General features: G+C 59.8%; 26 protein-coding genes. 23 read left to right on the top strand and 3 right to left on the bottom strand.

Annotated elements, in window-relative coordinates; genetic code table 11:
* Positions 1–42: 42 nt before the first annotated feature.
* On the bottom strand, positions 43–651 hold the full coding sequence (locus tag NQF87_RS00580; protein WP_266126492.1) for a superoxide dismutase: 609 nt from the start codon (positions 649–651) through the stop codon (positions 43–45).
* Positions 652–814: 163 nt separating this feature from the next.
* A complete protein-coding gene (locus NQF87_RS00585) occupies positions 815–1693 on the bottom strand; it encodes an NAD(P)-dependent oxidoreductase (protein WP_266126493.1) in 879 nt (292 codons plus the stop codon).
* On the opposite strand from NQF87_RS00585, the gene NQF87_RS00590 reads away from it, so the two are divergent.
* Positions 1692–1820 (top strand): hypothetical protein, encoded by a 129-nt coding sequence (locus NQF87_RS00590; RefSeq protein WP_266126494.1) that lies wholly within the window; start codon positions 1692–1694, stop codon positions 1818–1820. The genes NQF87_RS00585 and NQF87_RS00590 overlap by 2 nt on opposite strands.
* Before the next feature lie 11 nt (positions 1821–1831).
* Here the strand turns inward: NQF87_RS00590 and NQF87_RS00595 are convergent, their stop codons facing one another.
* The gene (locus NQF87_RS00595; protein WP_182040291.1) at positions 1832–2437 is read right to left on the bottom strand and encodes a LabA-like NYN domain-containing protein; all 606 of its coding nucleotides are present in this window, start codon (positions 2435–2437) and stop codon (positions 1832–1834) included.
* A gap of 349 nt (positions 2438–2786) precedes the next feature.
* Between NQF87_RS00595 and rpoZ the strand changes: the two genes are divergently transcribed.
* The 22 genes from rpoZ to yidD all read left to right on the top strand — a co-directional run bounded on the left by rpoZ (position 2787) and on the right by yidD (position 22363).
* Positions 2787–3152, top strand: a complete 366-nt coding sequence (rpoZ, locus tag NQF87_RS00600; protein WP_266126495.1) for a DNA-directed RNA polymerase subunit omega — start codon at positions 2787–2789, stop codon at positions 3150–3152.
* A 104-nt stretch (positions 3153–3256) separates the two neighbouring features.
* Positions 3257–5581: a RelA/SpoT family protein gene (locus tag NQF87_RS00605; RefSeq protein ID WP_266126496.1), complete on the top strand. Its 2325-nt coding sequence runs from the start codon at positions 3257–3259 to the stop codon at positions 5579–5581.
* 5 nt (positions 5582–5586) lie between these two features.
* Entirely contained in the window at positions 5587–5991 is a 405-nt protein-coding gene (acpS, locus tag NQF87_RS00610; protein WP_266126497.1) for a holo-ACP synthase, read from the top strand.
* Between the two features lie 129 nt (positions 5992–6120).
* Positions 6121–6960 (top strand): signal peptidase I, encoded by an 840-nt coding sequence (lepB, locus tag NQF87_RS00615; protein WP_266126498.1) that lies wholly within the window; start codon positions 6121–6123, stop codon positions 6958–6960.
* Positions 6961–6962: 2 nt separating this feature from the next.
* The gene (gene rnc / locus NQF87_RS00620) at positions 6963–7712 is read left to right on the top strand and encodes a ribonuclease III (protein WP_266127017.1); all 750 of its coding nucleotides are present in this window, start codon (positions 6963–6965) and stop codon (positions 7710–7712) included.
* A 19-nt stretch (positions 7713–7731) separates the two neighbouring features.
* The gene (era, locus tag NQF87_RS00625) at positions 7732–8631 is read left to right on the top strand and encodes a GTPase Era (RefSeq protein ID WP_266127018.1); all 900 of its coding nucleotides are present in this window, start codon (positions 7732–7734) and stop codon (positions 8629–8631) included.
* A gap of 93 nt (positions 8632–8724) precedes the next feature.
* Positions 8725–9462 carry a UMP kinase gene (pyrH, locus tag NQF87_RS00630; protein WP_266126499.1) on the top strand — a complete coding sequence of 246 codons (738 nt, stop codon included), beginning with the start codon at positions 8725–8727 and terminating at the stop codon, positions 9460–9462.
* A gap of 92 nt (positions 9463–9554) precedes the next feature.
* Positions 9555–10121 carry a ribosome recycling factor gene (frr, locus tag NQF87_RS00635; protein ID WP_266126500.1) on the top strand — a complete coding sequence of 189 codons (567 nt, stop codon included), beginning with the start codon at positions 9555–9557 and terminating at the stop codon, positions 10119–10121.
* An 11-nt stretch (positions 10122–10132) separates the two neighbouring features.
* The gene (gene uppS, locus NQF87_RS00640) at positions 10133–10870 is read left to right on the top strand and encodes a polyprenyl diphosphate synthase (protein WP_266126501.1); all 738 of its coding nucleotides are present in this window, start codon (positions 10133–10135) and stop codon (positions 10868–10870) included.
* Positions 10867–11637 carry a phosphatidate cytidylyltransferase gene (locus NQF87_RS00645; protein ID WP_266126502.1) on the top strand — a complete coding sequence of 257 codons (771 nt, stop codon included), beginning with the start codon at positions 10867–10869 and terminating at the stop codon, positions 11635–11637. The genes uppS and NQF87_RS00645 overlap by 4 nt, the downstream gene beginning before the upstream one ends.
* Positions 11638–11731: 94 nt before the next feature.
* On the top strand, positions 11732–12916 hold the full coding sequence (gene dxr, locus NQF87_RS00650; RefSeq protein ID WP_266126503.1) for a 1-deoxy-D-xylulose-5-phosphate reductoisomerase: 1185 nt from the start codon (positions 11732–11734) through the stop codon (positions 12914–12916).
* The gene (gene rseP, locus NQF87_RS00655; protein WP_266126504.1) at positions 12909–13994 is read left to right on the top strand and encodes an RIP metalloprotease RseP; all 1086 of its coding nucleotides are present in this window, start codon (positions 12909–12911) and stop codon (positions 13992–13994) included. The genes dxr and rseP overlap by 8 nt, the downstream gene beginning before the upstream one ends.
* A 222-nt stretch (positions 13995–14216) precedes the next feature.
* Positions 14217–16712: an outer membrane protein assembly factor BamA gene (gene bamA, locus NQF87_RS00660; RefSeq protein WP_266126505.1), complete on the top strand. Its 2496-nt coding sequence runs from the start codon at positions 14217–14219 to the stop codon at positions 16710–16712.
* 80 nt (positions 16713–16792) lie between these two features.
* On the top strand, positions 16793–17737 hold the full coding sequence (locus tag NQF87_RS00665; RefSeq protein WP_266126506.1) for an OmpH family outer membrane protein: 945 nt from the start codon (positions 16793–16795) through the stop codon (positions 17735–17737).
* Positions 17738–17745: 8 nt separating this feature from the next.
* Positions 17746–18780 carry a UDP-3-O-(3-hydroxymyristoyl)glucosamine N-acyltransferase gene (lpxD, locus tag NQF87_RS00670; protein WP_266126507.1) on the top strand — a complete coding sequence of 345 codons (1035 nt, stop codon included), beginning with the start codon at positions 17746–17748 and terminating at the stop codon, positions 18778–18780.
* Between the two features lie 169 nt (positions 18781–18949).
* Positions 18950–19369, top strand: a complete 420-nt coding sequence (gene fabZ / locus NQF87_RS00675; protein WP_266127019.1) for a 3-hydroxyacyl-ACP dehydratase FabZ — start codon at positions 18950–18952, stop codon at positions 19367–19369.
* A 5-nt stretch (positions 19370–19374) separates the two neighbouring features.
* Positions 19375–20232: an acyl-ACP--UDP-N-acetylglucosamine O-acyltransferase gene (lpxA, locus tag NQF87_RS00680; protein WP_266126508.1), complete on the top strand. Its 858-nt coding sequence runs from the start codon at positions 19375–19377 to the stop codon at positions 20230–20232.
* Positions 20229–21086 carry an LpxI family protein gene (locus NQF87_RS00685; RefSeq protein ID WP_266126509.1) on the top strand — a complete coding sequence of 286 codons (858 nt, stop codon included), beginning with the start codon at positions 20229–20231 and terminating at the stop codon, positions 21084–21086. The genes lpxA and NQF87_RS00685 overlap by 4 nt, the downstream gene beginning before the upstream one ends.
* Positions 21083–21478 (top strand): lactoylglutathione lyase, encoded by a 396-nt coding sequence (gloA, locus tag NQF87_RS00690; protein WP_266126510.1) that lies wholly within the window; start codon positions 21083–21085, stop codon positions 21476–21478. The genes NQF87_RS00685 and gloA overlap by 4 nt, the downstream gene beginning before the upstream one ends.
* Before the next feature lie 173 nt (positions 21479–21651).
* Positions 21652–21786 carry a 50S ribosomal protein L34 gene (gene rpmH, locus NQF87_RS00695; protein WP_018979184.1) on the top strand — a complete coding sequence of 45 codons (135 nt, stop codon included), beginning with the start codon at positions 21652–21654 and terminating at the stop codon, positions 21784–21786.
* A 2-nt stretch (positions 21787–21788) separates the two neighbouring features.
* On the top strand, positions 21789–22136 hold the full coding sequence (gene rnpA, locus NQF87_RS00700; RefSeq protein ID WP_266126511.1) for a ribonuclease P protein component: 348 nt from the start codon (positions 21789–21791) through the stop codon (positions 22134–22136).
* The gene (yidD, locus tag NQF87_RS00705) at positions 22133–22363 is read left to right on the top strand and encodes a membrane protein insertion efficiency factor YidD (RefSeq protein ID WP_266126512.1); all 231 of its coding nucleotides are present in this window, start codon (positions 22133–22135) and stop codon (positions 22361–22363) included. The genes rnpA and yidD overlap by 4 nt, the downstream gene beginning before the upstream one ends.
* The last annotated feature ends 57 nt before the right edge of the window (positions 22364–22420 follow it).

Raw genomic sequence — 22420 nt, forward strand, 5'->3', positions numbered from 1 at the left:
CAGTCGTGGCGGGGCTTTTCTCATGTGCAGCTGACCGGAAGATCAGGCACCCTTCAGGCGGCTCTCGGCGTATTCGTAATTGGCGAGACGGTCGAGGAAGTTGGTAACGTAATCCGGGCGGCGGTTGCGGAAGTCCAGATAGTAGGAATGCTCCCACACATCCAGACCCAGCAGCGTACGGCCTTCATCCTCGGAGAGCGGGTTGGCGGCGTTGGCTGTCTTGGTGACCTTCAGCTTGCCATTGGCCCCCAGAACCAGCCATGCCCAGCCGGACCCGAACTGCGTCGTGGCAGCCTGCTTGAACGCAGCCTTGAAGGCATCGACGGAGCCAAAGTCTTCAGTCAGTTTTTTTTCCAGCGCACCGGGAACCTTGCCGCCCTTGGGGGAGAGGCAGTTCCAGAAGACACAGTGATTCCAGTGCTGGCCGGCATTGTTGAAGACCGGTGCCAGGGAGGAATCAGCGTGGGAGAGGGCGATGATCTCCTCAAGGGCCTTGCCGGCCAGCTCCGGCTTGCTCTCGACAAAACCGTTCAGGGCCGTGACATAGGCCTGATGATGCTTGCCGTGGTGCAGTTCCAGTGTTTCCTGGCACATGCCAGCATCGGCCAGTGCGTTTTCGGCATAGGGGAGTTTTGGGAGTTCAAAAGCCATGTGAATCTTCCTTAACATATGAGGGGCAGGGAGTGTCCCCCTGCCCATTCATGACCCTCTTTAGCTATGGTTGCGGAGCGGCAACGTCAAGGTGTGCGGGGGCGTCTCTCTTAAAAAAAGAGTAAAATGGTCCAAAATACAGGACGGACCTGCCAGACGATGCTCAGCGGTTGGCGATGTTCTGTTCCATCTGTGCAATCAGGGCGGAGTAATCGTCATCAGCATGATGACGACTGGAGAAGGCCAGATTCTGGGAGGCGGCAGCCATGCCATGCATCGGGACACCACAGCGGCGACCTGCCTCCAGCAGCAGGCCCATGTCCTTGCTCATCAGGCGGGTGGGAAACTGGGAGGGGAAGTTCCGTTCCTGGCCCATGCCGATCTTGCGTTTGTGGTGAGGGCTGATGACGGCCAGTTCCTGAAGGGCATCAAACAGGACATCACGTTCCACGCCGGAAGCCAGACCATAGGCGATCCCTTCGGCAATGATGTTCAGTGTGCCGCCCATGATGCCATTGACGACCAGTTTCAGCCGGGCCGCACTTCCGGCGGGGCCTGCATGGATGGTGATGCGGCCGATGCAGTCCAGTATGGGGCGGGCACGTTCCACCGTGTCCTCGGGGCCGCCCACCAGCATGATGAGGGCACCTTTCTCCGCTTCCGGTGTGCTGCCGGACATGGGGGTATCCAGCACGGCAACGCCCCGTTCCTTCAGGAGGGCTGCGAGGTGATCGGCCTGTTCAGGAGAGACGGTGGATGTATCCAGCACCAGCTGGCTATGACGCAGTCCGGCCAGAAGGCCATCTTCCCCATGAAGTGTCCTGTTTTCGGCCTCATCATTCGGGACGCAGAGAATGATGGCGTCACTTTTTTCCGCCACGAGGCGGGGCGAGGCCAGCATGGGCACATCGGCTTCTGCTCCGTTGCTTCGGCCTGATGGTGTATAGGCGACGACATCATGACCCGCCTGGATCAGGTTGCGCCCCATGAGGGAGGCCATGGCCCCGTAACCGATAAAACCGATGGTCCTGATGGATGACATGGGCGGATTCCTTTTCCAGTTCAGTGGCTCCGTTCAGGGAGATGGTCCGGCATGGGGTGGGATTAAAGAGGCATGGCAGAAGCGTGATGCCGGGCAGGCAATAAAAAACCCCGCCGGAGCGGGGTGAAGGAGAGAGGATCATTCCTCATCATCATAATCATCTGCATCAGCTGGGTGGCGGATGGGAGGACGGGACCGGTTGTCTGCATTGCGGCGGGTGAAATGATGGGCAATGTCAGCCAGTTCCACGAAGTGGTCCGTCTGGCGGCGCAGGTCATCACCGATCATGGGTGGGGTCGTCTTGACGGATGAAATGACCGTGACACGGACACCACGGGACTGGACAGCCTCCACCGCACGGCGCAGGTCGGAATCACCACTGATGATCACGATGTGATCCAGCCGGGGGGCCTGCTCGATCAGGTCAACGGCCAGTTCGACATTCATGTTTCCCTTGACTCGACGCTGCCCGGACTGGTTAGTGAATTCCCGTGCCGTTTTGGTAACCAGATGGTAACCATTATAGGCCAGCCAGTCTGTCAGCGGGCGGAGGGGGGAATAGTCTTCAGTCTCCGGCATGGCAGCGTAATAGAAGGCACGCTGGAAGGAGCACTGCTGTTCGAAGAGGTCCCGCAGGGCGAGGAAGTCGACCTCGAACCCCAGATTGCGTGCGGCGTGATGAAGGCTGGCCCCGTTGATGAAAAGTGACGTGCGATCATTTTTACGTAGAAGAAGATTGGACATATGGCTCACATTATATTCTTGGAGACGAGGGTCAAGAAACGTCCTGTTTGTCTCGGGCGGTCCATGACTCTGCTGGCAGGGCCGCCTCTTGTGTCTTGTATTCCGGCTCCATGATGTATGGTAGCGTCTACCAGATTTGAGGGTGGAAGGCTTGTCGTAAGGAGAAGACAGGACAGCCTCTTGGCTTCCCTCTTACAGCTTTGCGTTGCGCCAATAAAGGGGGTTGTGATAATAATACTGGAAGATTGTGAGATATAAGGGGATGAGCCTGTCCTGCCGGTGCAGGAGGCTGGTTCCAGCCCGGATGAGTGCGGGCCGTTTCAGCATGTGAGTGGGGAGAGCCGGTTTTATGGCACGTGTGACCGTAGAGGACTGCATCGAGAAGGTTCCGAACCGTTTTGACCTGGTGCTGCTGGCCGCCCAGCGTGCCCGTGGTCTGTCCCGTGGGGAGGAGATGCAGGTTTCACGGGATAACGACAAGAATACCGTCGTCGCCCTGCGTGAGATCGCCGAGGACCATGTCAGTCTTGAAGGGCTGAAGAACGGCATTGTCCGCTCCATGAGCAACCAGCCTGAAGTTGAGCCTTCCGATGAGGAAGTGATGGACCTCATCCCGACGGATCAGAACATTTTCGGCCTTCAGGATGTGTCTGCAGAAGAGGAAGCTGCCAACATGGCAGCTGATGAGGTCGGCTCCGGCCGGGGACGCCGCTGACTTTTGGACGTGAGGCATGTGCCCTGAGGAAGGGTCGGGCCTTCTGCCGCCCGATGGCAGGCAGGTACAGGCTCTTCCATCAGTAGAGATGGGGGGCCTGGGTCATGGCTGATGATACACTGCTTTCCACCGCTCCCGTGCAGGAGGCGGTGGCCGGTGCCGTGGAGCCACAACCTGCACAGGATTTCCACCCGTCCATCAGCGGGCTGCTGGAGCGGATCAGGCGGTATGATCCCCATGCCGATCTTGCCCGGATAGAAGAGGCCTATGATCTGGCGGCCAGGGCACATGAGGGCCAGTGCCGCGACAATGGCGACCCCTACATCACCCACCCCATTGCCGTTGCCAATATTCTGGCAGGGTTCCGCATGGACCCGGCCTCCATTATGGTGGGGTTCCTGCATGATACCGTAGAAGACACGAGCATTTCTCTGGACATGCTGGGGCAGCGTTTCGGCAGGGATGTTGCCGCCATCGTGGATGGCGTGACCAAGCTGACACGTCTGGAACTCCAGTCCGACAGGACCAAGCAGGCGGAAAATTTCCGTAAGCTGGTTCTGGCCATGTCACGGGATATCCGGGTGCTGATCGTCAAGCTGGCGGACCGGCTGCACAACATGCGGACGCTCCATTATGTCCAGCGGACGGACCGCCGCCAGCGCATCGCACGGGAAACGCTGGATATTTACGCTCCACTGGCCGAGCGTATCGGCATGGACCGGGTGAAGACGGAATTGCAGGACATTGCTTTCGTCAATCTGGAGCCGGAAGCTGATGCGACCATCCGGGCACGGCTGAATTATCTGCGTGGCCAGGGCGCGGACATGATCGAGCAGATACGCTGCGAACTGACCACGCTCTGCAAGGAAGCCGGAGTGGAGGGAGCGACCGTCATCGGGCGGGAGAAATCGCCTTACTCCATCTGGGAAAAGATGAAGCGGCGGAATGTTGCCTTCGAGCAGCTTTCGGACATCATGGCCTTCCGTATTCTCGTGCCGACACGGGAGGCCTGCTACGCCGCTCTGGGGGCGGTTCATGGGGCCTATCCCATGATTGCCGGACGCTTCAAGGATTACATTTCCACCCCCAAGACGAACGGTTATCAGTCCCTGCATACGGGAGTGACGCTTTACCGTCCGCACAGCCAGAAGATCGAGGTGCAGATACGCACGCTAGAAATGCACGATCTGGCCGAGAATGGTGTCGCCTCGCACTGGAGCTACAAGAATGGCACCAGTCCCAGCGAGCGGGAAACGGCTGTCCTTTCAGAAACATTCGGGGCCTATACCCGCAAGTTGCGCTGGGTGCAGGATCTTCTGGACATTTTGGAGGACAGTCAGGAGCCGGATGAGTTCCTGGAGAATACGAAGCTTGAACTCTACCAGGATCAGGTCTTCTGCTTCACGCCCAAGGGGCAGCTCATTTCCCTGCCCCGTGGGGCCACGCCGGTGGATTTTGCCTATGCTGTGCATAGTCAGGTCGGGGACCGGTGCGTGGGAGCCAAGGTCAATGGTCGCCTTGTTCCGCTGAAGCATGTTCTGGAGAATGGCGACCAGATTGATATCATGACGGCCCGTGGGGGCACGCCGTCGCCTTCATGGGAGCGTTTTGTCGTCACGGGGAAGGCCCGTGCCCGTGTGCGGCGTTTCGTGGCCCTTCAGCAGCGGCAGAACAATGTTGAGAATGGTCGTGGAGCCGTGGCCCGTGCTTTCCGCCAGAAGGGCGTGGACGGGTCCGAGAAGGTGCTGGAATCCATCCTCGGCACGCTGAAACAGAACAGTCTTGATGACCTGTATGGCAGTGTTGGTGCCGGACAGCTGGACCCGCAGGATGTCGTGAGGGCTGCCTATCCGGAGCTGTCCCGTCAGGGGCAGGTGCCCCGGATCGTGCCCGGCCTGTCGCCCCGGCTGGAGGAGCGGCTGGACCAGAGGCCCCTGCCAGCCAGACGGACCACCAGCTATGAGGGTACACTGGTCAATGGCGTCGGCCGGGGGATTGAACTCCATTTTGCAGGCTGCTGCCGCCCATTGCCGGGGGACCGGATCGTGGGCATCATTGCGCAGGGCAAGGGTGTGACCGTGCACCGGCGCAAATGCCACAATCTCAGCATGTTTGCGGACATGCCCGAGCGGTTCCTTGAAATTTCATGGAGCGAGGAGGCCATGGGGCGGACAGGGCGGGATGCGCCCCGCTATACGGCCCGTCTTTCCGTCGTGGCCGGGAATGACCCGGCCGTTCTGGCGGCACTGACCAATCTTGCGACACGGCACGAGGCCAGCGTGGTCAATCTGCGCATCGTGAACCGGCAGCTTGATTTCATGGAGATTCTGGTGGACCTTGAGGTGCGCAGCAAAGGGCACCTGGCTACGGTGCTTGCCGGTTTCCGCGCTGAGAAGGGCGTATTGCAGGCCGAACGGACAAAGGGATAACCCGCATGATTCTGGGGATTGGGGTTGATCTCTGCGTCATCGGGCGGATCGAGCGGGCACTGGTACGGCATGGCGACGCCTTTCTGGACCGTGTCTTCACGCCGGAGGAGCAGGATTATGTGCAGGGCCTGAAGGGAGCGGCCCGTGCCGGGGCTTGTGCCAAACGCTGGGCGGCGAAGGAAGCCTGTGCCAAGGCACTGGGAACCGGCTTTGCCCAGGGGGTGCAGCTCCGGGAGATTTCCGTGGGGCGCAACCATCTGGGTGCTCCCGTACTCAGCCTTTCCGGTGAGGCGGCCCGTCTTCTGGAGGCACGCATACCGGCGGGCCACAGGGCCGAGCTTCTGCTGAGCATGAGTGATGACCCGCCGATGGCCATGGCACAGGTGCTGATACAGGCTCTTGCCCTCTAGGGGCATGGCCTGACATATTTCCGGACCATAATTAATGCATGACCCGGCGGCCCAGTCAGGCTATGGCAGGGGGTATGGAAAAGGTGCCTTTGCTGGAAGGGAAGGTGCCAGAACAGGATGACGGGGACCATGAGCGAAGACAGACAGCCAGAACAGACAGACAAGCAGGAAAGTCTCGGAGCCTCCATTAGGCAGGTTCTGCTGTGGCTTGTTCTGGTTGTCGCCGTGCGCTCACTGCTGGTCGAGCCGTTCAACATTCCTTCGGCTTCCATGATCCCGACCCTCCAGGTCGGGGATTTCGTGGCGGTGTCCAAGATGAGTTACGGGTATTCCCGCTATTCCTTCCCGTTCTCGCCGTCCTTCATTTCAGGACGGTTCTTTGCGTCTGCACCACATCGTGGTGACGTGGCGGTGTTCCGTTTCACCAAGGATACGTCGATTGATTACATCAAGCGGATTGTCGGCCTGCCGGGGGACCGTGTCCGCATGGAGCAGGGGCATCTTTTCATCAATGGCCAGGAAGTGCCACGGGTGGATAAAGGGCATTACAGCGTGGTGGACGAGCGGGGTTACCGCCTGTCCGGGACACGTTACAGGGAAATGCTGCCCCGTGAGGACGGGAAGGTCATTGCCCATGACATCCTGAAAATGCGGAATGATGATCTGGCCAACAATACGCCTGAATATACCGTCCCCAGAGGCTGCTTCTTTGCCATGGGGGATGACCGGGATGACAGTTCCGACAGCCGTTTCCAGGGGGGGCATGAAAGCGGCACCTGTGCCGTGCCCGCCGGGAATGATTATCTGACGGACAGTGGCGGGCATGATCTTGGTTTCGTGCCGATTGATAATCTTGTCGGGCGTGCGCAAATCGTGCTGTTCTCGGTCGACATGCGTCACCCGACATGGCAGTTCTGGTATTGGCCCGTGGAAATCCGCTGGGGCCGTTTCCTGCATGGTATCGACTGATGATGACACGTGATGAGGCTGTCCTCCATGTCGAGGCAAAGCTGGAACATCGCTTCTCCGACCCTGCGCTTCTTCATGAGGCCCTGACGCACCGTTCCGCCGTGCCCAGACGGCAGGGGCGTAACCGGGGCAACCAGAAGGGCCGTCAGGCGGCGAAGCCCCCACGGGGGCAGGGGTCGAATGAGCGTCTGGAATTTGTGGGGGACCGAGTGCTTGGCCTGCTGATGGCCGAGTGGCTTTTCGAGCGTTATCCGGAGGAACAGGAGGGTGCCCTTGGTGCCCGTCATGCCCATCTGGTATCCCGCCCGGTGCTGGCCCGCATCGCCGGGAAGATCGGTCTTTCCGGGGCGATACAGATTGCCCAGCATGAGGAAAGTGCGGGCATCCGGGTGCTGGCCAGTGTCCAGGCAGATGCGATGGAAGCTCTGCTGGGGGCACTCTATCTGGATGCGGGACTGGACCCGGCCCGCCATGTGGTCCGCCGCCTCTGGGATCGGGACATCGAGAAGAGTGGCCAGCCTCACAAGGAGCCGAAAACACTGCTTCAGGAGTTCCTGCTGGGGCGTGGCGAAGCTCTGCCACATTATGAACTGACATCGTCCGATGGTCCGTCCCATGCGCCGATTTTCTGTGTGGTAGTACGTGCCCTGGGGCAGGCGGGTGTTGGGCGTGCGGGCAGCAAGCGGCTGGCTGAAAGTGCAGCGGCAACGGATCTGCTGAAAAAGATAGGGCAGGAGACAGAACGTGCCTGAGGATACAGAAAAGACCGCCATGGGCGGGGAAACACGCTGTGGGTTCGTGGCTCTTGTCGGGGCACCTAATGCAGGCAAGTCCACCCTGTTGAACCGTATGGCCGGGGCGAAACTGTCCATTGTCAGCCCCAAGGCACAGACGACACGCTTCCGCACGCTGGGCATTGTCATGAGGGATGTGGCGCAGATCGTGTTCGTGGATCTGCCGGGCATTTTCAGGCCCCGCCGCCGTCTGGACCGGGCCATGGTCAATGCGGCATGGAGCGGCTCTCAGGATGCTGACCTGACCCTTCTACTGATAGACAGTCGTATCGGCCTGACGGATGAGATCAGGGAGATCATTGAAAAGCTCAGGGAAGGGAAACGCCCTGTCTGGCTGGTGCTGAACAAGACGGACCTCATCCAGCGTGATCAGCTTCTGCCTCTGACAAAGGCCATCACGGACCTTCTGCCCGTGGAAGAAGTCTACATGGTCAGTGCCCGCTCCGGTGAAGGCGTGGACGGTCTGCTGGACGGGCTGTCCAGGGCTGTTCCCGTCGGCCCCTATCATTATCCTGAGGATGACCTGACAGACCTGCCGGACCGTCTCCTTGCCGCCGAGATCGTGCGGGAGCAGGTCTTCCTCCAGACGCATGAGGAAATTCCCTATCACGCCACGGTGGAGACGGAATCCTTCAAGACACGCAAGGATGGCTCCATCCGCATTGACGTGACGATCTATGTCTCACGGGCGGGCCACAAGGCCATTCTCATCGGAGAGCGGGGGCAGCGCATCCGGGAAATCGGCATGAGGGCACGGAAGCAGCTGGAAGGGCTTCTGGATGCGCCCTGCCATCTTTTTCTCAATGTGAAGGAGCGGGCGGCATGGGACAAGGAGACGGCCCGTCTGCGTGCCCTCGGCCTTGCGGATTATGGCTGAGGCGCACGAGTTTCGCTTGTTCATGCGGGGATGGCTCTGTATGAGGGAGCAGACAGATTTCAGGACATCATCAACCAGAGAGCTGGTACGACCATGAGCACCGCCCCCCAAGAGCCGAACTTCCCCTATAAACGGGTCCTCCTCAAAGTGTCCGGTGAGGCACTGATGGGCAAGGGGACTGCGGGCGTGGACCCGGAGATGGTGGACATGGTGGCGGCGGACATTGCTGATGTGGCCTCCATGGGCGGTCAGGTCTGTCTTGTCGTCGGTGGGGGAAACATCTTCCGGGGACTGGCAGCCGCAGCGAAGGGGATGGACCGTGTGCAGGGTGACTATGCCGGGATGCTGGCCACGGTCATCAATGCGCTGATGCTCCAGAATGCGCTGGAGAAGCGCAATGTGGAAACCCGTGTGATGACGGCCATTCATATGGCGTCCATTGCCGAGCCTTACATCCGCCGTCGGGCCGTCCGGCATATGGAGAAGGGCCGTGTGGTCATTTTTGCTGCCGGTACGGGCAATCCGTTCTTCACGACGGATACGGCGGCTGCCCTGCGGGCGAGCGAGATGGAGTGTGATGCGCTCTTCAAGGGGACGCAGGTTGATGGCGTCTATTCCGAGGATCCCCGTCTCAACCCGAATGCTGAACGTTATGAACAGCTGACCTACATGGATGCGCTGGCCCGTAATCTGAAGGTCATGGATGCGGCCGCCATCAGCCTCGCCCGGGAGAATGAGCTGCCGATCATCGTTTTCAACATGCATGCGCCGGGGGCTTTTGCTGCGGCAATGAGGGGTGAAGGACGCTTCACCCGGATTGTCGAGAGCTGAAAGAACGTTACGGAAAACGTTGAAGGCCGTCATGCCGGTCAGCCTTTTGCACTGGCTGGCGAGCAGAACTGATTATTGAGGAATGATTTGCCATGAACACAGAACTGAACGACCTGCTTGATGATCTGAAACGCCGCATGGAAGGTGCCCTGGACAGCCTGCGCCGTGACCTTTCCGGTCTGCGTTCCGGCCGTGCCAGCCCGAACCTGCTGGAGCCGGTGCGTGTGGAAATCTATGGCTCCGTGGTGCCGCTCTCTCAGGTCGGGTCCGTTGCCGTGCCGGAAGCCCGGATGCTGACAGTGTCCGTCTGGGATGCCAGTGCCGTCTCTTCCGTGGAGAAGGCCATCCGTGACAGTGGGCTGGGTCTGAACCCAGCCACCGAGGGGCAGACCATCCGTGTGCCCATTCCGCAGCTGACGGAAGAACGCCGTAACGAGATGGCCAAGGCTGCTGCCCGCTATGCCGAGGGGGGACGTGTGGCCGTGCGCAGCGTCCGTCGCGACGGCATGGATACGACAAAGGGGCTGGAGAAAAAAGGTGATCTCAGCCAGGACGATGCAAAGGCCTGGGCAGCCGCTGTCCAGAAGCTGACAGACCGTTACATCGAGCATGTGGATACCATGCTGGCTGACAAAGAGCGCGACATCAAGCAGGTCTGATCGCAAGAACCTTGTCGGAGTTTCGTCCTTCTTCTTTCCCGGCCGGGACGCTGCCACGTCATGTTGCCGTCATCATGGATGGCAACGGACGCTGGGCCAGGGCACGGGGCGTGCCGGTCGTGCAGGGGCACCGTGCAGGCGGTGAGGCCGTGCAGCGTTGTGTCCGTGCGGCGATGGAGCATGGAGTGGACTATCTGACACTCTATGCGTTTTCTTCAGAAAACTGGCGGCGTTCCGGTGAAGAGATCAGCGACCTGACGGGGCTGATGCAGTTTTATCTGAGGCACCGTTTCAGGGAGCTGGATGCGCAGGGGGTCCGTCTGCGCATCATCGGTGAACCCGAACGCTTCGGGGAGTCTTTCTGTCGGGAGCTGCGCCGTGCTGAAGAAAAGACCCGGCAGAACACACGTCTGACCCTTTCGCTGGCTCTTTCCTATGGTGGCCGGGCCGAGATTGCAGAGGGTGCCCGCCATCTGGCGGAGCGGGTGCGGGCTGGTACGCTGGATCCGCGGGATATTGACGAGGCCATGTTTGCCAGTGTTCTTCAGACGCATGATGTGCCTGACCCTGACCTCGTCATGAGGACGAGCGGGGAGAGCCGCCTGTCCAATTTCCTGCTCTGGCAGTCAGCCTATGCAGAACTGATATTTCTTGATGTACTCTGGCCGGACTTTGGTGAAAAAGATTTCGCCGAGGCCATGCGGCGTTACATGCGTCGTCAGCGGCGTTTTGGGGGGCGGCCGGAATGACAGAACTCCAGAAGCGTATCCTGTCTAGCCTTGTGATCGTGCCGGTGGTCGTGCTGTGCCTGTGGTTCGGTGGCTGGGCCTACCGGGCACTTGTCCTGCTCGTCATGGTCGGAATCGTCTGGGAAGGGGAAACCCTGCTTGGCCAGCCGATGAAGGGCCTGCGGGGCCTGCTGCTTCTGTTCTGGCCGGTCTGTGGTGGCCTGATAGCCATCAAGGGGCAGTGGTTTCCGGCTTTTTACCTTCTGGCGTCTGGTGTCCTGTTTGGCAGGCGGACCTGCGGTCCGGTTCTGGTGGCTATGTTGGGTGGTTTTTCCCTGCTCTGGCTACGGGGGCGGCCGGAAGGGCTTTACGAAACATTTTTCGTCATTTTTGCTGTCATTGCCAGTGACAGCTGTGCCTATGCGGCAGGGCGGCTGATCGGTGGGCCGAAACTGGCTCCGGCCATTTCACCGGGCAAGACCATTTCCGGCTCCCTGGGGGGAGTTGCAGGGGCGGTGATTCTCGGGGGGGGGATCGGGTACTGGTCCGGTCATGGCTGGTCCGTTTCCGCCTGTGTGACGGGTGGCATCCTGGCTGTGGCGGCCCAGATCGGGGACCTGCTGGAAAGTGCTTTCAAGCGGTGGCTGGGCGTCAAGGATTCCGGGCGGCTCATTCCGGGGCATGGGGGGCTGCTGGACAGGCTGGACGCTCTCCTGCTGGCAGCACCCGTTGCGGCAGCTCTGGCCCTGATGGCCGGAAGCGGGCCGTTCTGGCAGCTCTTTCGTTAATCATTACTCTGAAGCGGCGGTCTCTGCTATGGTTCTGCTATGAGGCGGACCCGCCATCACGTATCATGTTGAAATCATCAGGGAGAGGTAGTTCATGGGGGAAGGTTCTGAGCGTCGGCGGATCAGCGTGCTCGGCAGTACGGGCAGCATCGGTGTTTCGACCGTCGATCTGCTGAAACAGCAGGCGGATTCCATTCAGGTGCGTGCCCTTGTGGGGGGCAGGAATGCTGTCCTTCTGGCCGAGCAGGCCCGTGAGCTGAATGCTGAGCTGGCTGTCCTGAATGACGAGCAGCATTATGAAGAGCTGAAGGAGCGTCTTGCCGGTACCGGTGTGAAGGTGGCAGCAGGCCGTCAGGCTGTCATCGAGGCGGGCGCGCTGGAAGCGGACTGGACGATGGCGGCCATCACGGGTGCGGCTGGTCTGGCCCCCACGCTGGAGGCCGTCCGGAACGGGCACCAGGTGGCACTGGCCAACAAGGAGGCTCTTGTCTGTGCCGGGAACGTCATGCTGGAAGCCGTACGGGATGCCGGAGCGGAACTGCTGCCCGTGGATTCCGAGCATAATGCGATCGTGCAGTCACTTGGTGGGGCGGACATGTCCCTCGTGGAGAAGATCGTCCTGACGGCTTCCGGTGGCCCGTTCCGCCGTTCCACGAAGGAGGAGATGGCGAAGGCAACCCCTGAACAGGCCCTGAAGCATCCCACATGGTCCATGGGGGCCAAAATCACGATTGATTCCGCTTCCATGGCCAACAAGGGGCTGGAAGTCATCGAGGCGGCCCGCCTGTTCGACCTGCCGGAGCATCAGATTGACGTGCTGGTGCATCCGCAGTCCGTCGTGCATGGCATGGTCTGTTTCCGTGATGGCAGTTTCGTGGCCCAGATGGGTACGGCCGACATGCGGATTCCCATTGCCCACACGCTGGCCTCTCCGACGAGGATGCAGACGAAATGTGAACGTCTGGATTTCGTGAAGCTGGGACGGATGGAGTTCGAGGCGGTGGATGAAGAGCGTTTCATTCCCCTGCGTCTGGCCCGTCAGGTCCTGCGGGCGGGGGGCGTGGCACCGACCGTGTTCTCTGCGGCCAACGAGATTGCCGTGGAAGCCTTCCTCGCCGGGAAAATCCGCTTCCTGGGCATTGGTGAGCTGATTGACGCCAGCCTTCAGGCCATGCCTGAAAATCCTGTGCCGATCTCACTGGAAGATGTTTACCATTGGGATGAGATGGGCCGTGAGCTGGCCCGGACCCAGATGAAACGGATGGCTGATCATGCATAGTCTTCAGAGTATCATTGCCGGTCTGGTCGTTTTCGGGATCGTCGTTTTCATTCATGAGCTGGGGCATTATCTGGCAGCCCGCTGGCGTGGGGTGCAGGTGACCGTGTTCTCCATCGGGTTCGGGCCTGCCCTGACATCATGGAAGGACAGGGCAGGAACACGCTGGCAGATCAGCCTTCTGCCCCTGGGCGGGTACGTCAAGCTGCATGGCTTTGAGAACCGCCCCGATGCGCCCCGGGAAGAAGGTGACGAGAATGCCTTCAACCGGAAGTCTGTCCTGTCACGGGCCATCGTGACGGTGGCGGGGCCGGTCTTCAATTTCCTGCTGACCATCCTGCTGTTCGTGGTGCTGCTTTCCTGTTTCGGCAGGCCGGAGGCACGGCCCGACATCGGTACGCTGGCACCGGATGGAGCTGCCATGAAAGCCGGGCTGCAGGTCGGGGATGAAATCCAGCGTCTGAACGGGCATCACATTCTCAGCATCGGGGACATCCAGGCGCAGGTTGCGGCCCATCCGGGAGAGGTCATGAAGATCGGTTTCCTGCGGAAAGGCCAGGCCGGGGAGCTGCCCGTCACGCTGGACCGCATCCAGCAGGGTGGCCATGACGTGGGCCGTCTGGGGGTCGGTTTTGCTGTCAGTCACAGTGCGCCACTGCCGGTCTATAAGGCAGTTCCGGCAGCCATCGGCCAGACATGGGACATGTGCGGCAACATGCTGGAAGGCATATGGCAGATCATCACCGGGCAGCGGAGTGCCCGTCAGCTTTCCGGGACCATCGGCATCATTCACATGTCCGGCCAGGCCGTGGATTATGGCGTGGCCAGTGCGCTGGGGTTCGTGGCCCTTCTGTCACTCAATCTTGGCCTGCTGAATCTGTTCCCCGTACCCATGCTGGATGGGGGGCATCTCCTGTTCTATGCCTGTGAGGCCATCCGGGGGCGTCCCCTCTCGGAGCGGACGCAGGGTTATGCGCTTCAGGCGGGGCTGTTTCTGGTCGCTGCACTTTTCATCTTCTCGACGGTGAATGATCTCAGAGGGTTGGGAGTTTTTCACTGGTTGTTTGCACATGGGGGTTGATCTTTCCCCCTCCAATGATGGAAAAGACCTTCTAGGGTAGAGTATATAACTGAGACAGGCGTCTTCTTTGGTGTGACGCTGCGTGGGACTCTGTCTGATGCGCCTGTGCGTGTGCGCTGTCCGGGCGTTCGGGGCACGGGATGCGGCGTGATGGCTGTTCGTGGAAATTTGGGACGAGGAATACCGGTTTTGTCAGGATTGCGTACGAAAAGGTTCCGGCCTATGGCCGTTCGACTGGCTCTGCTGGCTTCTGTCTGTACGGCACCGATCTTGCTTTGTGCAACAGAGGCAGCATCCCAGCAGGGTCGCAGCATTCATCATGCCCGGCGTTCTGCGGACAGGGATCATCTTTCCTCAGGCAGTATGATCCAGTCTATCGAAGTGCGTGGCAATACCCGGATCGAGACCAGTACTGTCCTTTCGTACATGGTGGTCCAGCCGGGTGACAGTTTCGACCGTGATGCTCTGAACCGTTCATTGAAGACCCTCTATGCCACGGGGCTATTCCGGGATGTGACATTGAAACGTGAAGGCAGCACGCTTTTTGTCAATTTAACGGAAAACCCGGTGGTGAACCGTATTGTCTTTGAGGGTAACCATGCCATTAAAGATAAAGACCTGATGAAAGAGATCAGCCTGCGGACCCGTGCTGTATTCTCGTCACAGACCGTGGCCGTGGACCGTCAGAAAATCCTGAACATGTATGCGGCGCGCGCCCGTTACGGGGCCACGGTGGTGCCGCAGGTCATCCGCCTGTCTCACAACCGTGTTGACGTGATTTTTAACATCAATGAGTCCCAGCAGACATTGGTCCGAAAGATTGCTTTTGTCGGGAATGACAGTTTCAGTGAAGCGGCCCTGTCCCATGTCGTGTCGTCCAAGGAACATGCTTGGTACCGCTTCTTCTCCTCCTCGGATGAGTATAATCCGGAGCGTATCCGCTATGATGCGGAGCTTCTGAGACGCTTCTATCTGCATAGCGGTTTTGTGGATTTCCACATGATCGATGCGACCGGTGAGCTTTCACCGGACCATAAGAGCTTCTATGTGACGTACACCATCCATGAAGGCCCCCGCTATCGCTTGGGCAAGATCGGTGTGCGCTCCAACGTTCATCATGTCACGGCAGACACGATGAAGCGGCATCTCGAAGTCTATAAGAACCAGTATTATGACGGTACGGCGGTGCAGGACAACGCCACGGACATGCAGGAATGGCTTCAGGCCAATGGTCATCCTTTCGCGATGGTCCGCCCTGAAATTGCCCGTAACCCGGAAAAGAAGGTCGTTGACCTGCTCTTCGACATCATCGAAGGGCCGCATGTCTATGTTGAGCGCATCGACATCAACGGGAACACGATCACCCGTGACCATGTGATCCGGCGCAACCTTCCGATGGTTGAAGGTGACGCCTATACGCCCTTTAATCGCAAATATTCCAAGCTGGCCCTTCAGGACATGGGGTATTTTAGCAGCACGGGCGTGGAGCAGTCGCAGGGTTCGTCTCCGGACAAGGTCAATGTCACTGCCAATGTGGTGGAGAAGCCGACGGGTGAGTTCTCCCTCGGTGGTGGTTACTCGACCGATGCCGGTATCATGGGTAACCTCGGCCTGAAGCAGCACAACCTTCTGGGTACGGGGATTGATGCCGGGTTCTCCGGTACGGTCGCCTATTATGAAAAGCAGGCTGACCTGTCCGTGACGGACCCGTATTTCCTCGGGCGCAACTTCGTTGCCGGGTTCGACATTTACACGATCCAGAACAATTACCAGACCTACCAGAGCTATAATGAAGGCCAGTACGGTGCGTCCGTCCGTCTGGGTTATGCCTATAACCGGTACCTGTCCCAGTCCTGGACCTATACGGTCGTGGACCGTCACGTCGGGAATGGCGTGCCGGGGTCACAGTATCCGGGCTGGGAAGATGACACGCCGTCCGTCTATGTGCGTGATGCGGCGGGCTGGTCCCTCCTGTCACAGATCGGCACGAACATCACCTATGACCGCCGTGACAACCGCATGAACCCACGTTCCGGTTATGTCCTCAGTGCCGGGGGTGATTTTGCCGGTCTGGGCGGCAATGAGAAATATTACCGCGTCAAGGCCAATGGCAGTTACTACCTGCCGCTGGATGATCTGACGGGCAGCCACAGCTGGGGTTTCCAGTTCAAGGGCGGTGTCGGTTACATGCATGACTGGAGTTCCAACGGCGACCGCAACATCGTCGACAACTTCTATCTTGGTGGACAGAACCTGCGCGGCTTCCTGCAGGGTGGTGTCGGGCCACGAAGCAGCCATTACAAGGCTCCCTGTCATAGCGGTGCGGCCAACACGCCACTGGGTCAGGCCCGTAATGGATATTGCCCGGGTGCCGGACAGGAAGACCTGATCGGTGGTACCTTCATGTACACGGCCTCCATCCAGCTGAACTTCCCGCTGCCGATGGGTGACAGTCTTGGCATTTCAGGGCGTGGCTTCATCGATGCCGGTAGTCTGTCCGGCAAGCGTGTGAAGGACCGCAACCATTACCGTAACTGGAACGACCCGTATTATACGCCGATTGGTGGCAGCACCATGACGCCCCGTGTTTCTGGCGGTCTTGGTATTTCGTGGAAGAGTCCGTTCGGTCTCGTCAATATTGATGGTGCCGTGCCGATCCATCGTGAGCATGGAGACCGTCTGTATCCGGTCCGCTTTGGGTTTGGCCAGCAGTTCTGAGAACGTACGGTTCATCGCCTGCGGTTCCTGTCGGGATCGGCATGAGGTGGACCGTTTTCATTTTCATAAAGAGGTTTTTCATGTCACGTTTTTCATTTCCCTGGTCCCTGATGGCCGTAAGTGCCCTGGCTTTCATGCCCGTTGCGCAGTCCGTGGCAGCTGACAGTAATGACAGCAACGGGGCATGGTTCGTGCCGAAGGCGTCCCAGCCTGCGGCTCCGGCAGCAGCTCCGCATCATCATGCGGCTCCAGCGGCGGCCCCGGCTCCGGCTGCCATGCCCGACATGGGCGGGGTGGATGAAGGTGATGGTGCGGCGGAAGGTGAAGGCCAGCAGGTTCCACCGGTCCTGCCTCTGCCGCCTGTTCCGGCATCTCCGGTCGTGCCGAAGGAAAATGCCCCCCCGGCTGTGGTGATGGGGCTGATCAGCGTGCAGGGCGTGATGCAGCTTTCCACCGCAGCGCAGGAGATGCAGCAGGTTCTGGGTGAGCGGCGTGACCGTCTGGCCCGTGTCGTGCAGAAGGAAGAAGCGGCCTGGCGTGAGGAGCAGCAGAAGCTTCAGGTGCAGGCCCGCACCCTGACATCCGACCAGCTCCAGCTCCGTGTCCGTCATCTTCAGGAGCGTCGTGCCAGGGACCAGCGTGATTTCAGCAACCAGGCCCGTATCATTCAGGAAGCCTATCAGGTGGCCTTCCATCAGATCGAGCGTGTGCTGGAACAGCGTGACGGAATCATTGCCCGGGTGGCAGGGGCGCATGGCATGAATCTGGTACTTCATGCCGAACAGGCTGTCCTGCATGTTGATGGACAGGACATCACGGAAGAAGTGGCTGACCTGCTGAACAAGGTTCTGCCGCACGTCTTCATCCCCGGTGACGGGGTGGACCCGGAAGCCCTGGCGAAGTCCGGCAAGATGCCCACGACGGCTGATGAGGAACGCCTGATGAATCAGGCCACGACGCAGCCGGCTGAAGCTCCGGCGGCGCAGCCGCAGCCTCAGGATTCTGTCCTGCGCCGTCAGCAGTAAGGACACTGATGATGGTGGCGGACCAGCTCCCCGGGGATTCCCGTTTCTTTGCACGTTCCGGCCCTTTCACGCTGGAGCGTCTTGCTGAAGCGGCCGGGGCTGAGGCAAGGGGTAATGCTGGAACGGACACGCTGTTTGAAGGCGTGGCTCCGCTCCATGCGGCTGGTCCGCAGCATGTCTCCTTTCTGGACAACCGCCGTTATCTGCCCCTGCTGAAAGAGACCGGGGCAGGGGCCGTCATTCTGGGGCCAGCTTTTGCAGACAGGGTGCCGGAGGGTTGCACGGCTCTCGTCAGCCGGGACCCGTATCTGGCGTGGTCCCGTGTGGCCCGTCTTTTCCACCCTGTGCCGCCTGCACGGGCAAAGCGGCATCCGACGGCCGTCATTGGTGAGAATGTCATCATTGGCGAGCAGGTGGAAATAGGTCCCTTTGCTGTCATTGGTGATGGAGCACAGATCGGTGATGGCTGTGTCATTGGTGCCCATGCCACGCTGGGGGATCATGTCGTTCTGGGGAGCGGATGCCGGATCGGATCTCACGTGACACTCAGCCATGCTCTTCTGGGGGAACGTGTCATCCTCTATCCGGGGGTACGGATCGGCCAGGATGGGTTCGGTTTTGCGGTTGGACCGGACGGGTTTGAGAGCGTGCCCCAGCTCGGCCGTGTCATTCTGGAGGATGGCGTGGAAGTCGGGGCCAATTCGACCATTGATCGTGGTTCCATGCGGGATACGCTCATCGGAGCGGGGACCCGCATCGATAATCTGGTGCAGATCGGTCACAATGCCCGTCTGGGACGGTGCTGCATTGTGGTGTCGCAGGCGGGGGTTTCGGGGTCCACCGAGATTGAGGATTTCGTGACGATTGCCGCCCAGGCCGGACTGATCGGGCACATCCATGTCGGGCGCAAGGCCCGCATCGGGGCACAGTGTGGCGTGATGAATGATGTTGAGGCCGGAGCGGATGTCATTGGCAGTCCGGCTATGCCTTTCCGGGAATTTTTCAGGAATGTTGCAACATTGCGAAGGCTTTCTCGCAGATAGGACATGCGAGATTGGTATTGTGGGATTTTTTTGGTAAAAGGTGCTGCATTGGCCGCTTCCCCCTCTGGGACAAGCGGCTGGTTGCGTTCTGTCGAAAAAAAGCTGGGAGATGAGATAAGTGGGAGATGCTGCTGAGCAGACACATCAGGTGCCTGAGAGCGTAGATGTGATGCAGATCATGAAGGCGATTCCTCATCGCTATCCTTTCCTTCTGCTGGATCGCATGGAGGAAATCAAGGCGGCGGAATCTGCTGTTGGCGTCAAGAATGTGACAGTCAATGAGCCTTTCTTTCAGGGGCATTTTCCAGCACGGCCGGTCATGCCGGGAGTGCTTATCGTCGAGGCCATGGCACAGACGGCGGCTACGCTTGTCGTGCTGACATTGGGCAAGGCCTTTGAGGGCAAGCTGGTCTATTTCATGACGGTGGAAAATGCCAAGTTCCGTCGCCCGGTCGGGCCGGGGGACCAGCTGCGCATCCATGTCAGCAAGGAGCGTTCCCGCGGGACGGTCTGGAAATTCCGTGGGGTTGTGAAGGTTGACGGGGTTGTGGTTGCGGAAGCTACCTTCAGTGCCATGATTGTGGACTGAACCTGATGCCAGAACCGGGACAGCACCCTGGAAAGACCGGGATTCATCCGATGGCTCTTGTGGACCCACGGGCGTCTCTCGGCAGAGGGGTGCAGATTGGTCCCTGGTGTGTGGTCGGGCCGGATGTCCGGCTGGGTGACAATGTCCGGCTTCATGCGTCCGTCATGATTGACGGACAGACGGTTCTTGAGGAAGGGGTGGAGGTCTATCCCTTCTCGACCGTCGGCTATCCTCCTCAGGATCTGAAATATGCGGGTGAGCCGACCCGCTGCCATGTCGGTGCCAGAACGGTGGTGCGTGAGAATGTGACCATCCATCGGGGCACGGCACAGGGAACAGGCGAGACCCGCATTGGCCGGGACTGCCTGCTCATGGCCAATGCCCATGTTGCCCATGACTGCGTCGTGGGGGACGGGGTCATCATCGTCAATAATGTCGTGATGGGTGGCCATGTGATGATCGGGGATCATGCCCGGATCATGGGATCAGCCGCCCTGCATCAGTTTGTCCGCATCGGTCGGGGAGCCGTGGTCGGCGGCCTGTGCGGTGTGGAGATGGACGTCATCCCCTATGGCAGTGTTCTGGGCAACCGGGCCAGACTGGTGGGGCTGAACTGGATTGGTCTCAAACGGTCCGGTGTGGATGCCAGCGAGATACAGCAGATGCGTCTGGCGTTCCGGGAACTGTATCCCCGTTCCAGCAAGGGTGAAGCCCTTCTGGGGGAACGGATGGAACAGGTCCGCCAGCGTTATGGTCATGTCGGGCGTGTGGCGGAGATGCTCCGTTTCATGGAGGAACCCAGCCGTCGTGGCCTGACACGTCCTGTTCTGGGGGCAGCTTTCGAGAAGGACGTGGAAGGGTGAGCCAGCCCGCACGGGTCGGGATTCTGGCTGGTGGCGGGCCGCTTCCGGCCCAGCTTGCCGACGTGCTGCGGAAGGAGGGGCGGGAGCCTTTTCTTGTAGGGTTCAGGGGGTTTGCTGATGAAGCTCTTCTGGCCCCCTATCCTCATGAAATGATCCGGCTGGCAGCGGCCGGGGCCATTCTTCAGACATTGCGGGCACAGGGGTGCCGTGAACTTGTGCTGATTGGTCCAGTCCTAAGGCCGTCATGGCGGTCCCTGAGGCCGGATGCGGAGGGCGTGCGTCTGCTTGCCAGGCTGGGACGGTCCCTTTTTGCGGGGGATGACGGCCTGCTGGCCGCCATCGTCCGGCTTCTGGAAGAAGAAGGCTTCCGTGTGCGGGGCGCGCATGAATTTCTTGGCACGGCGCAGAACAGAAGCGGCCCGTGGGGAAGGATTGCTCCTGACCATCAGGCGATGGCGGACATACGGCACGCCGTGCATGTGCTGTCCGTCATGGGGCCACTGGATATCGGGCAGGGCTGCGTGGTGCAGAATGGCCTGACACTGGCTGTCGAAGCCCTTGAGGGGACGGATGCCATGCTGCATCGTTGTGGCAGCCTGCGGCAGGACGGGGCCGGTGGCGTTCTGGTCAAGATGCCCAAGGCAGGTCAGGAGCTGCGTGCCGATATGCCTGCCATTGGTCCGGTCACGGTCCGGAAGGCAGCGGAGGCAGGGCTGCGGGGGGTGGCATTCCCGTCACGGCTTACCTTGGTCATGGAGCCGGATCATTGTATAAAAGAAGCGGATCGTCTGGGGCTGTTCCTTTACGGATTGGAGCCGGACTCCGTTTTTTATAAAAGGAAGAAAGACATATGAGCATTTATCTTCATACAATGGTCCGTGTGCGGGACCTTGATCGCAGTCTTGCCTTCTACAGCCTTCTGGGGATGAAGGAGCTTCGCCGTCTGGAAGTGCCGGAGGGGCGTTTCACGCTGGTCTATATCGGATATGAGGGCAATGCCCGTGGTGAGGCCGAGATCGAACTCACCTATAACTGGGACCAGACCGAAGATTATACCCACGGGACGGGTTTCGGCCATTTTGCCGTTGGCGTGCGTGATGTCGCCGCCGCCGTGGACGTGGTCCGGCAGGGGGGCGGGCGTGTCACCCGTGAGGCTGGCCCGATGGGCAATACGGGGATCGTCATTGCCTTCGTGCAGGACCCGGATGGTTACAAGATCGAGCTGATCGAGAAGAAAGATGCCTGAACGGCATACGGGCGGAGACCCCATGTCCTGCGCCATCCAGATGGAATTGCAGGATTGACAGGACAGGGCCATCCCCTTAAAAGCCACTCCCTGAGTGGAGGGGCGTTACTGGGTGCGTCCTGTTCTGATACAGGCCTTGCGGGGCGTGTTGTTAAGATTAGAGGATTGAAAAGATGAAGCGCACATATCAGCCTTCCCGTCTGGTTCGTAAGCGTCGCCACGGTTTCCGTACACGCTCTGCCACTGTTGGTGGTCGCCGCGTGCTGGCAAACCGTCGTGCCAAGGGCCGCAAGAAACTCTCTGCCTGAGCATGAAACAGCCTGACCGCCTGCAGAAGCGGTCGCAGTTTCTGCGTGTGGCCCGCAAGGGCCATAAGGTCGTGTCTCCCGGGCTGATCGGCCAGGTGCTGCCGGGGCAGGGGGACATGGCGGTACGGGCCGGTTTTACCGTGACCAAGAAGGTCGGTAATTCCGTCATACGCAACCGTACACGCCGCCGCCTGCGGGAGGCTCTCCGGCTGGTGGTGAAGGAGGAAGGCTGTCCTTCCTCGGGTGATCTTGTCCTGATCGGGCGTGCCGCAACCCGGAAGCGGCCTTTCCCCCTTCTTAAAAACGATGTGCGCAAGGTTCTCCACGCTCTCGAGACGGGGGCGGAGTGAACGCAGTCAGCAGGCTGCTTTCTGCCTGTCTGCTGGGGCTGATAAAGCTTTACCGCATGTTTCTGAGTCCCCTCATGGGTAGGCAGTGCCGTTTTCATCCAAGCTGTAGTGTTTATGGAGAGGAAGCGATACGCAGGCATGGTCCCTTCCGGGGAGGCTGGCTGACGCTCCGCCGCATCCTGAAATGTCATCCATTCCATCCGGGTGGAGTGGACTACCCCCCTTGACCTCCGTCTGCCTGTCCGGAGGAAAACGTAAAAAAAATGCAGTGGCTATTGTTTTGG

This window comes from Bombella dulcis (assembly GCF_026385505.1).
In the GTDB taxonomy this organism is placed as follows: Bacteria; Pseudomonadota; Alphaproteobacteria; order Acetobacterales; family Acetobacteraceae; genus Bombella; species Bombella dulcis.

Bases quoted from the DNA above. Each gene is read 5' to 3' on its own strand.
- NQF87_RS00580 (WP_266126492.1), bottom strand. From the start codon at position 651: ATGGCTTTTGAACTCCCAAAACTCCCCTATGCCGAAAACGCACTGGCC.
- NQF87_RS00590 (WP_266126494.1), top strand. From the start codon at position 1,692: ATGGGCGGATTCCTTTTCCAGTTCAGTGGCTCCGTTCAGGGAGATGGT.
- NQF87_RS00585 (WP_266126493.1), bottom strand. From the start codon at position 1,693: ATGTCATCCATCAGGACCATCGGTTTTATCGGTTACGGGGCCATGGCC.
- NQF87_RS00595 (WP_182040291.1), bottom strand. From the start codon at position 2,437: ATGTCCAATCTTCTTCTACGTAAAAATGATCGCACGTCACTTTTCATC.
- rpoZ (WP_266126495.1), top strand. From the start codon at position 2,787: ATGGCACGTGTGACCGTAGAGGACTGCATCGAGAAGGTTCCGAACCGT.
- NQF87_RS00605 (WP_266126496.1), top strand. From the start codon at position 3,257: ATGGCTGATGATACACTGCTTTCCACCGCTCCCGTGCAGGAGGCGGTG.
- acpS (WP_266126497.1), top strand. From the start codon at position 5,587: ATGATTCTGGGGATTGGGGTTGATCTCTGCGTCATCGGGCGGATCGAG.
- lepB (WP_266126498.1), top strand. From the start codon at position 6,121: ATGAGCGAAGACAGACAGCCAGAACAGACAGACAAGCAGGAAAGTCTC.
- rnc (WP_266127017.1), top strand. From the start codon at position 6,963: ATGACACGTGATGAGGCTGTCCTCCATGTCGAGGCAAAGCTGGAACAT.
- era (WP_266127018.1), top strand. From the start codon at position 7,732: ATGGGCGGGGAAACACGCTGTGGGTTCGTGGCTCTTGTCGGGGCACCT.
- pyrH (WP_266126499.1), top strand. From the start codon at position 8,725: ATGAGCACCGCCCCCCAAGAGCCGAACTTCCCCTATAAACGGGTCCTC.
- frr (WP_266126500.1), top strand. From the start codon at position 9,555: ATGAACACAGAACTGAACGACCTGCTTGATGATCTGAAACGCCGCATG.
- NQF87_RS00645 (WP_266126502.1), top strand. From the start codon at position 10,867: ATGACAGAACTCCAGAAGCGTATCCTGTCTAGCCTTGTGATCGTGCCG.
- dxr (WP_266126503.1), top strand. From the start codon at position 11,732: ATGGGGGAAGGTTCTGAGCGTCGGCGGATCAGCGTGCTCGGCAGTACG.
- rseP (WP_266126504.1), top strand. From the start codon at position 12,909: ATGCATAGTCTTCAGAGTATCATTGCCGGTCTGGTCGTTTTCGGGATC.
- bamA (WP_266126505.1), top strand. From the start codon at position 14,217: ATGGCCGTTCGACTGGCTCTGCTGGCTTCTGTCTGTACGGCACCGATC.
- NQF87_RS00665 (WP_266126506.1), top strand. From the start codon at position 16,793: ATGTCACGTTTTTCATTTCCCTGGTCCCTGATGGCCGTAAGTGCCCTG.
- lpxD (WP_266126507.1), top strand. From the start codon at position 17,746: ATGATGGTGGCGGACCAGCTCCCCGGGGATTCCCGTTTCTTTGCACGT.
- fabZ (WP_266127019.1), top strand. From the start codon at position 18,950: ATGCAGATCATGAAGGCGATTCCTCATCGCTATCCTTTCCTTCTGCTG.
- lpxA (WP_266126508.1), top strand. From the start codon at position 19,375: ATGCCAGAACCGGGACAGCACCCTGGAAAGACCGGGATTCATCCGATG.
- gloA (WP_266126510.1), top strand. From the start codon at position 21,083: ATGAGCATTTATCTTCATACAATGGTCCGTGTGCGGGACCTTGATCGC.
- rpmH (WP_018979184.1), top strand. From the start codon at position 21,652: ATGAAGCGCACATATCAGCCTTCCCGTCTGGTTCGTAAGCGTCGCCAC.
- rnpA (WP_266126511.1), top strand. From the start codon at position 21,789: ATGAAACAGCCTGACCGCCTGCAGAAGCGGTCGCAGTTTCTGCGTGTG.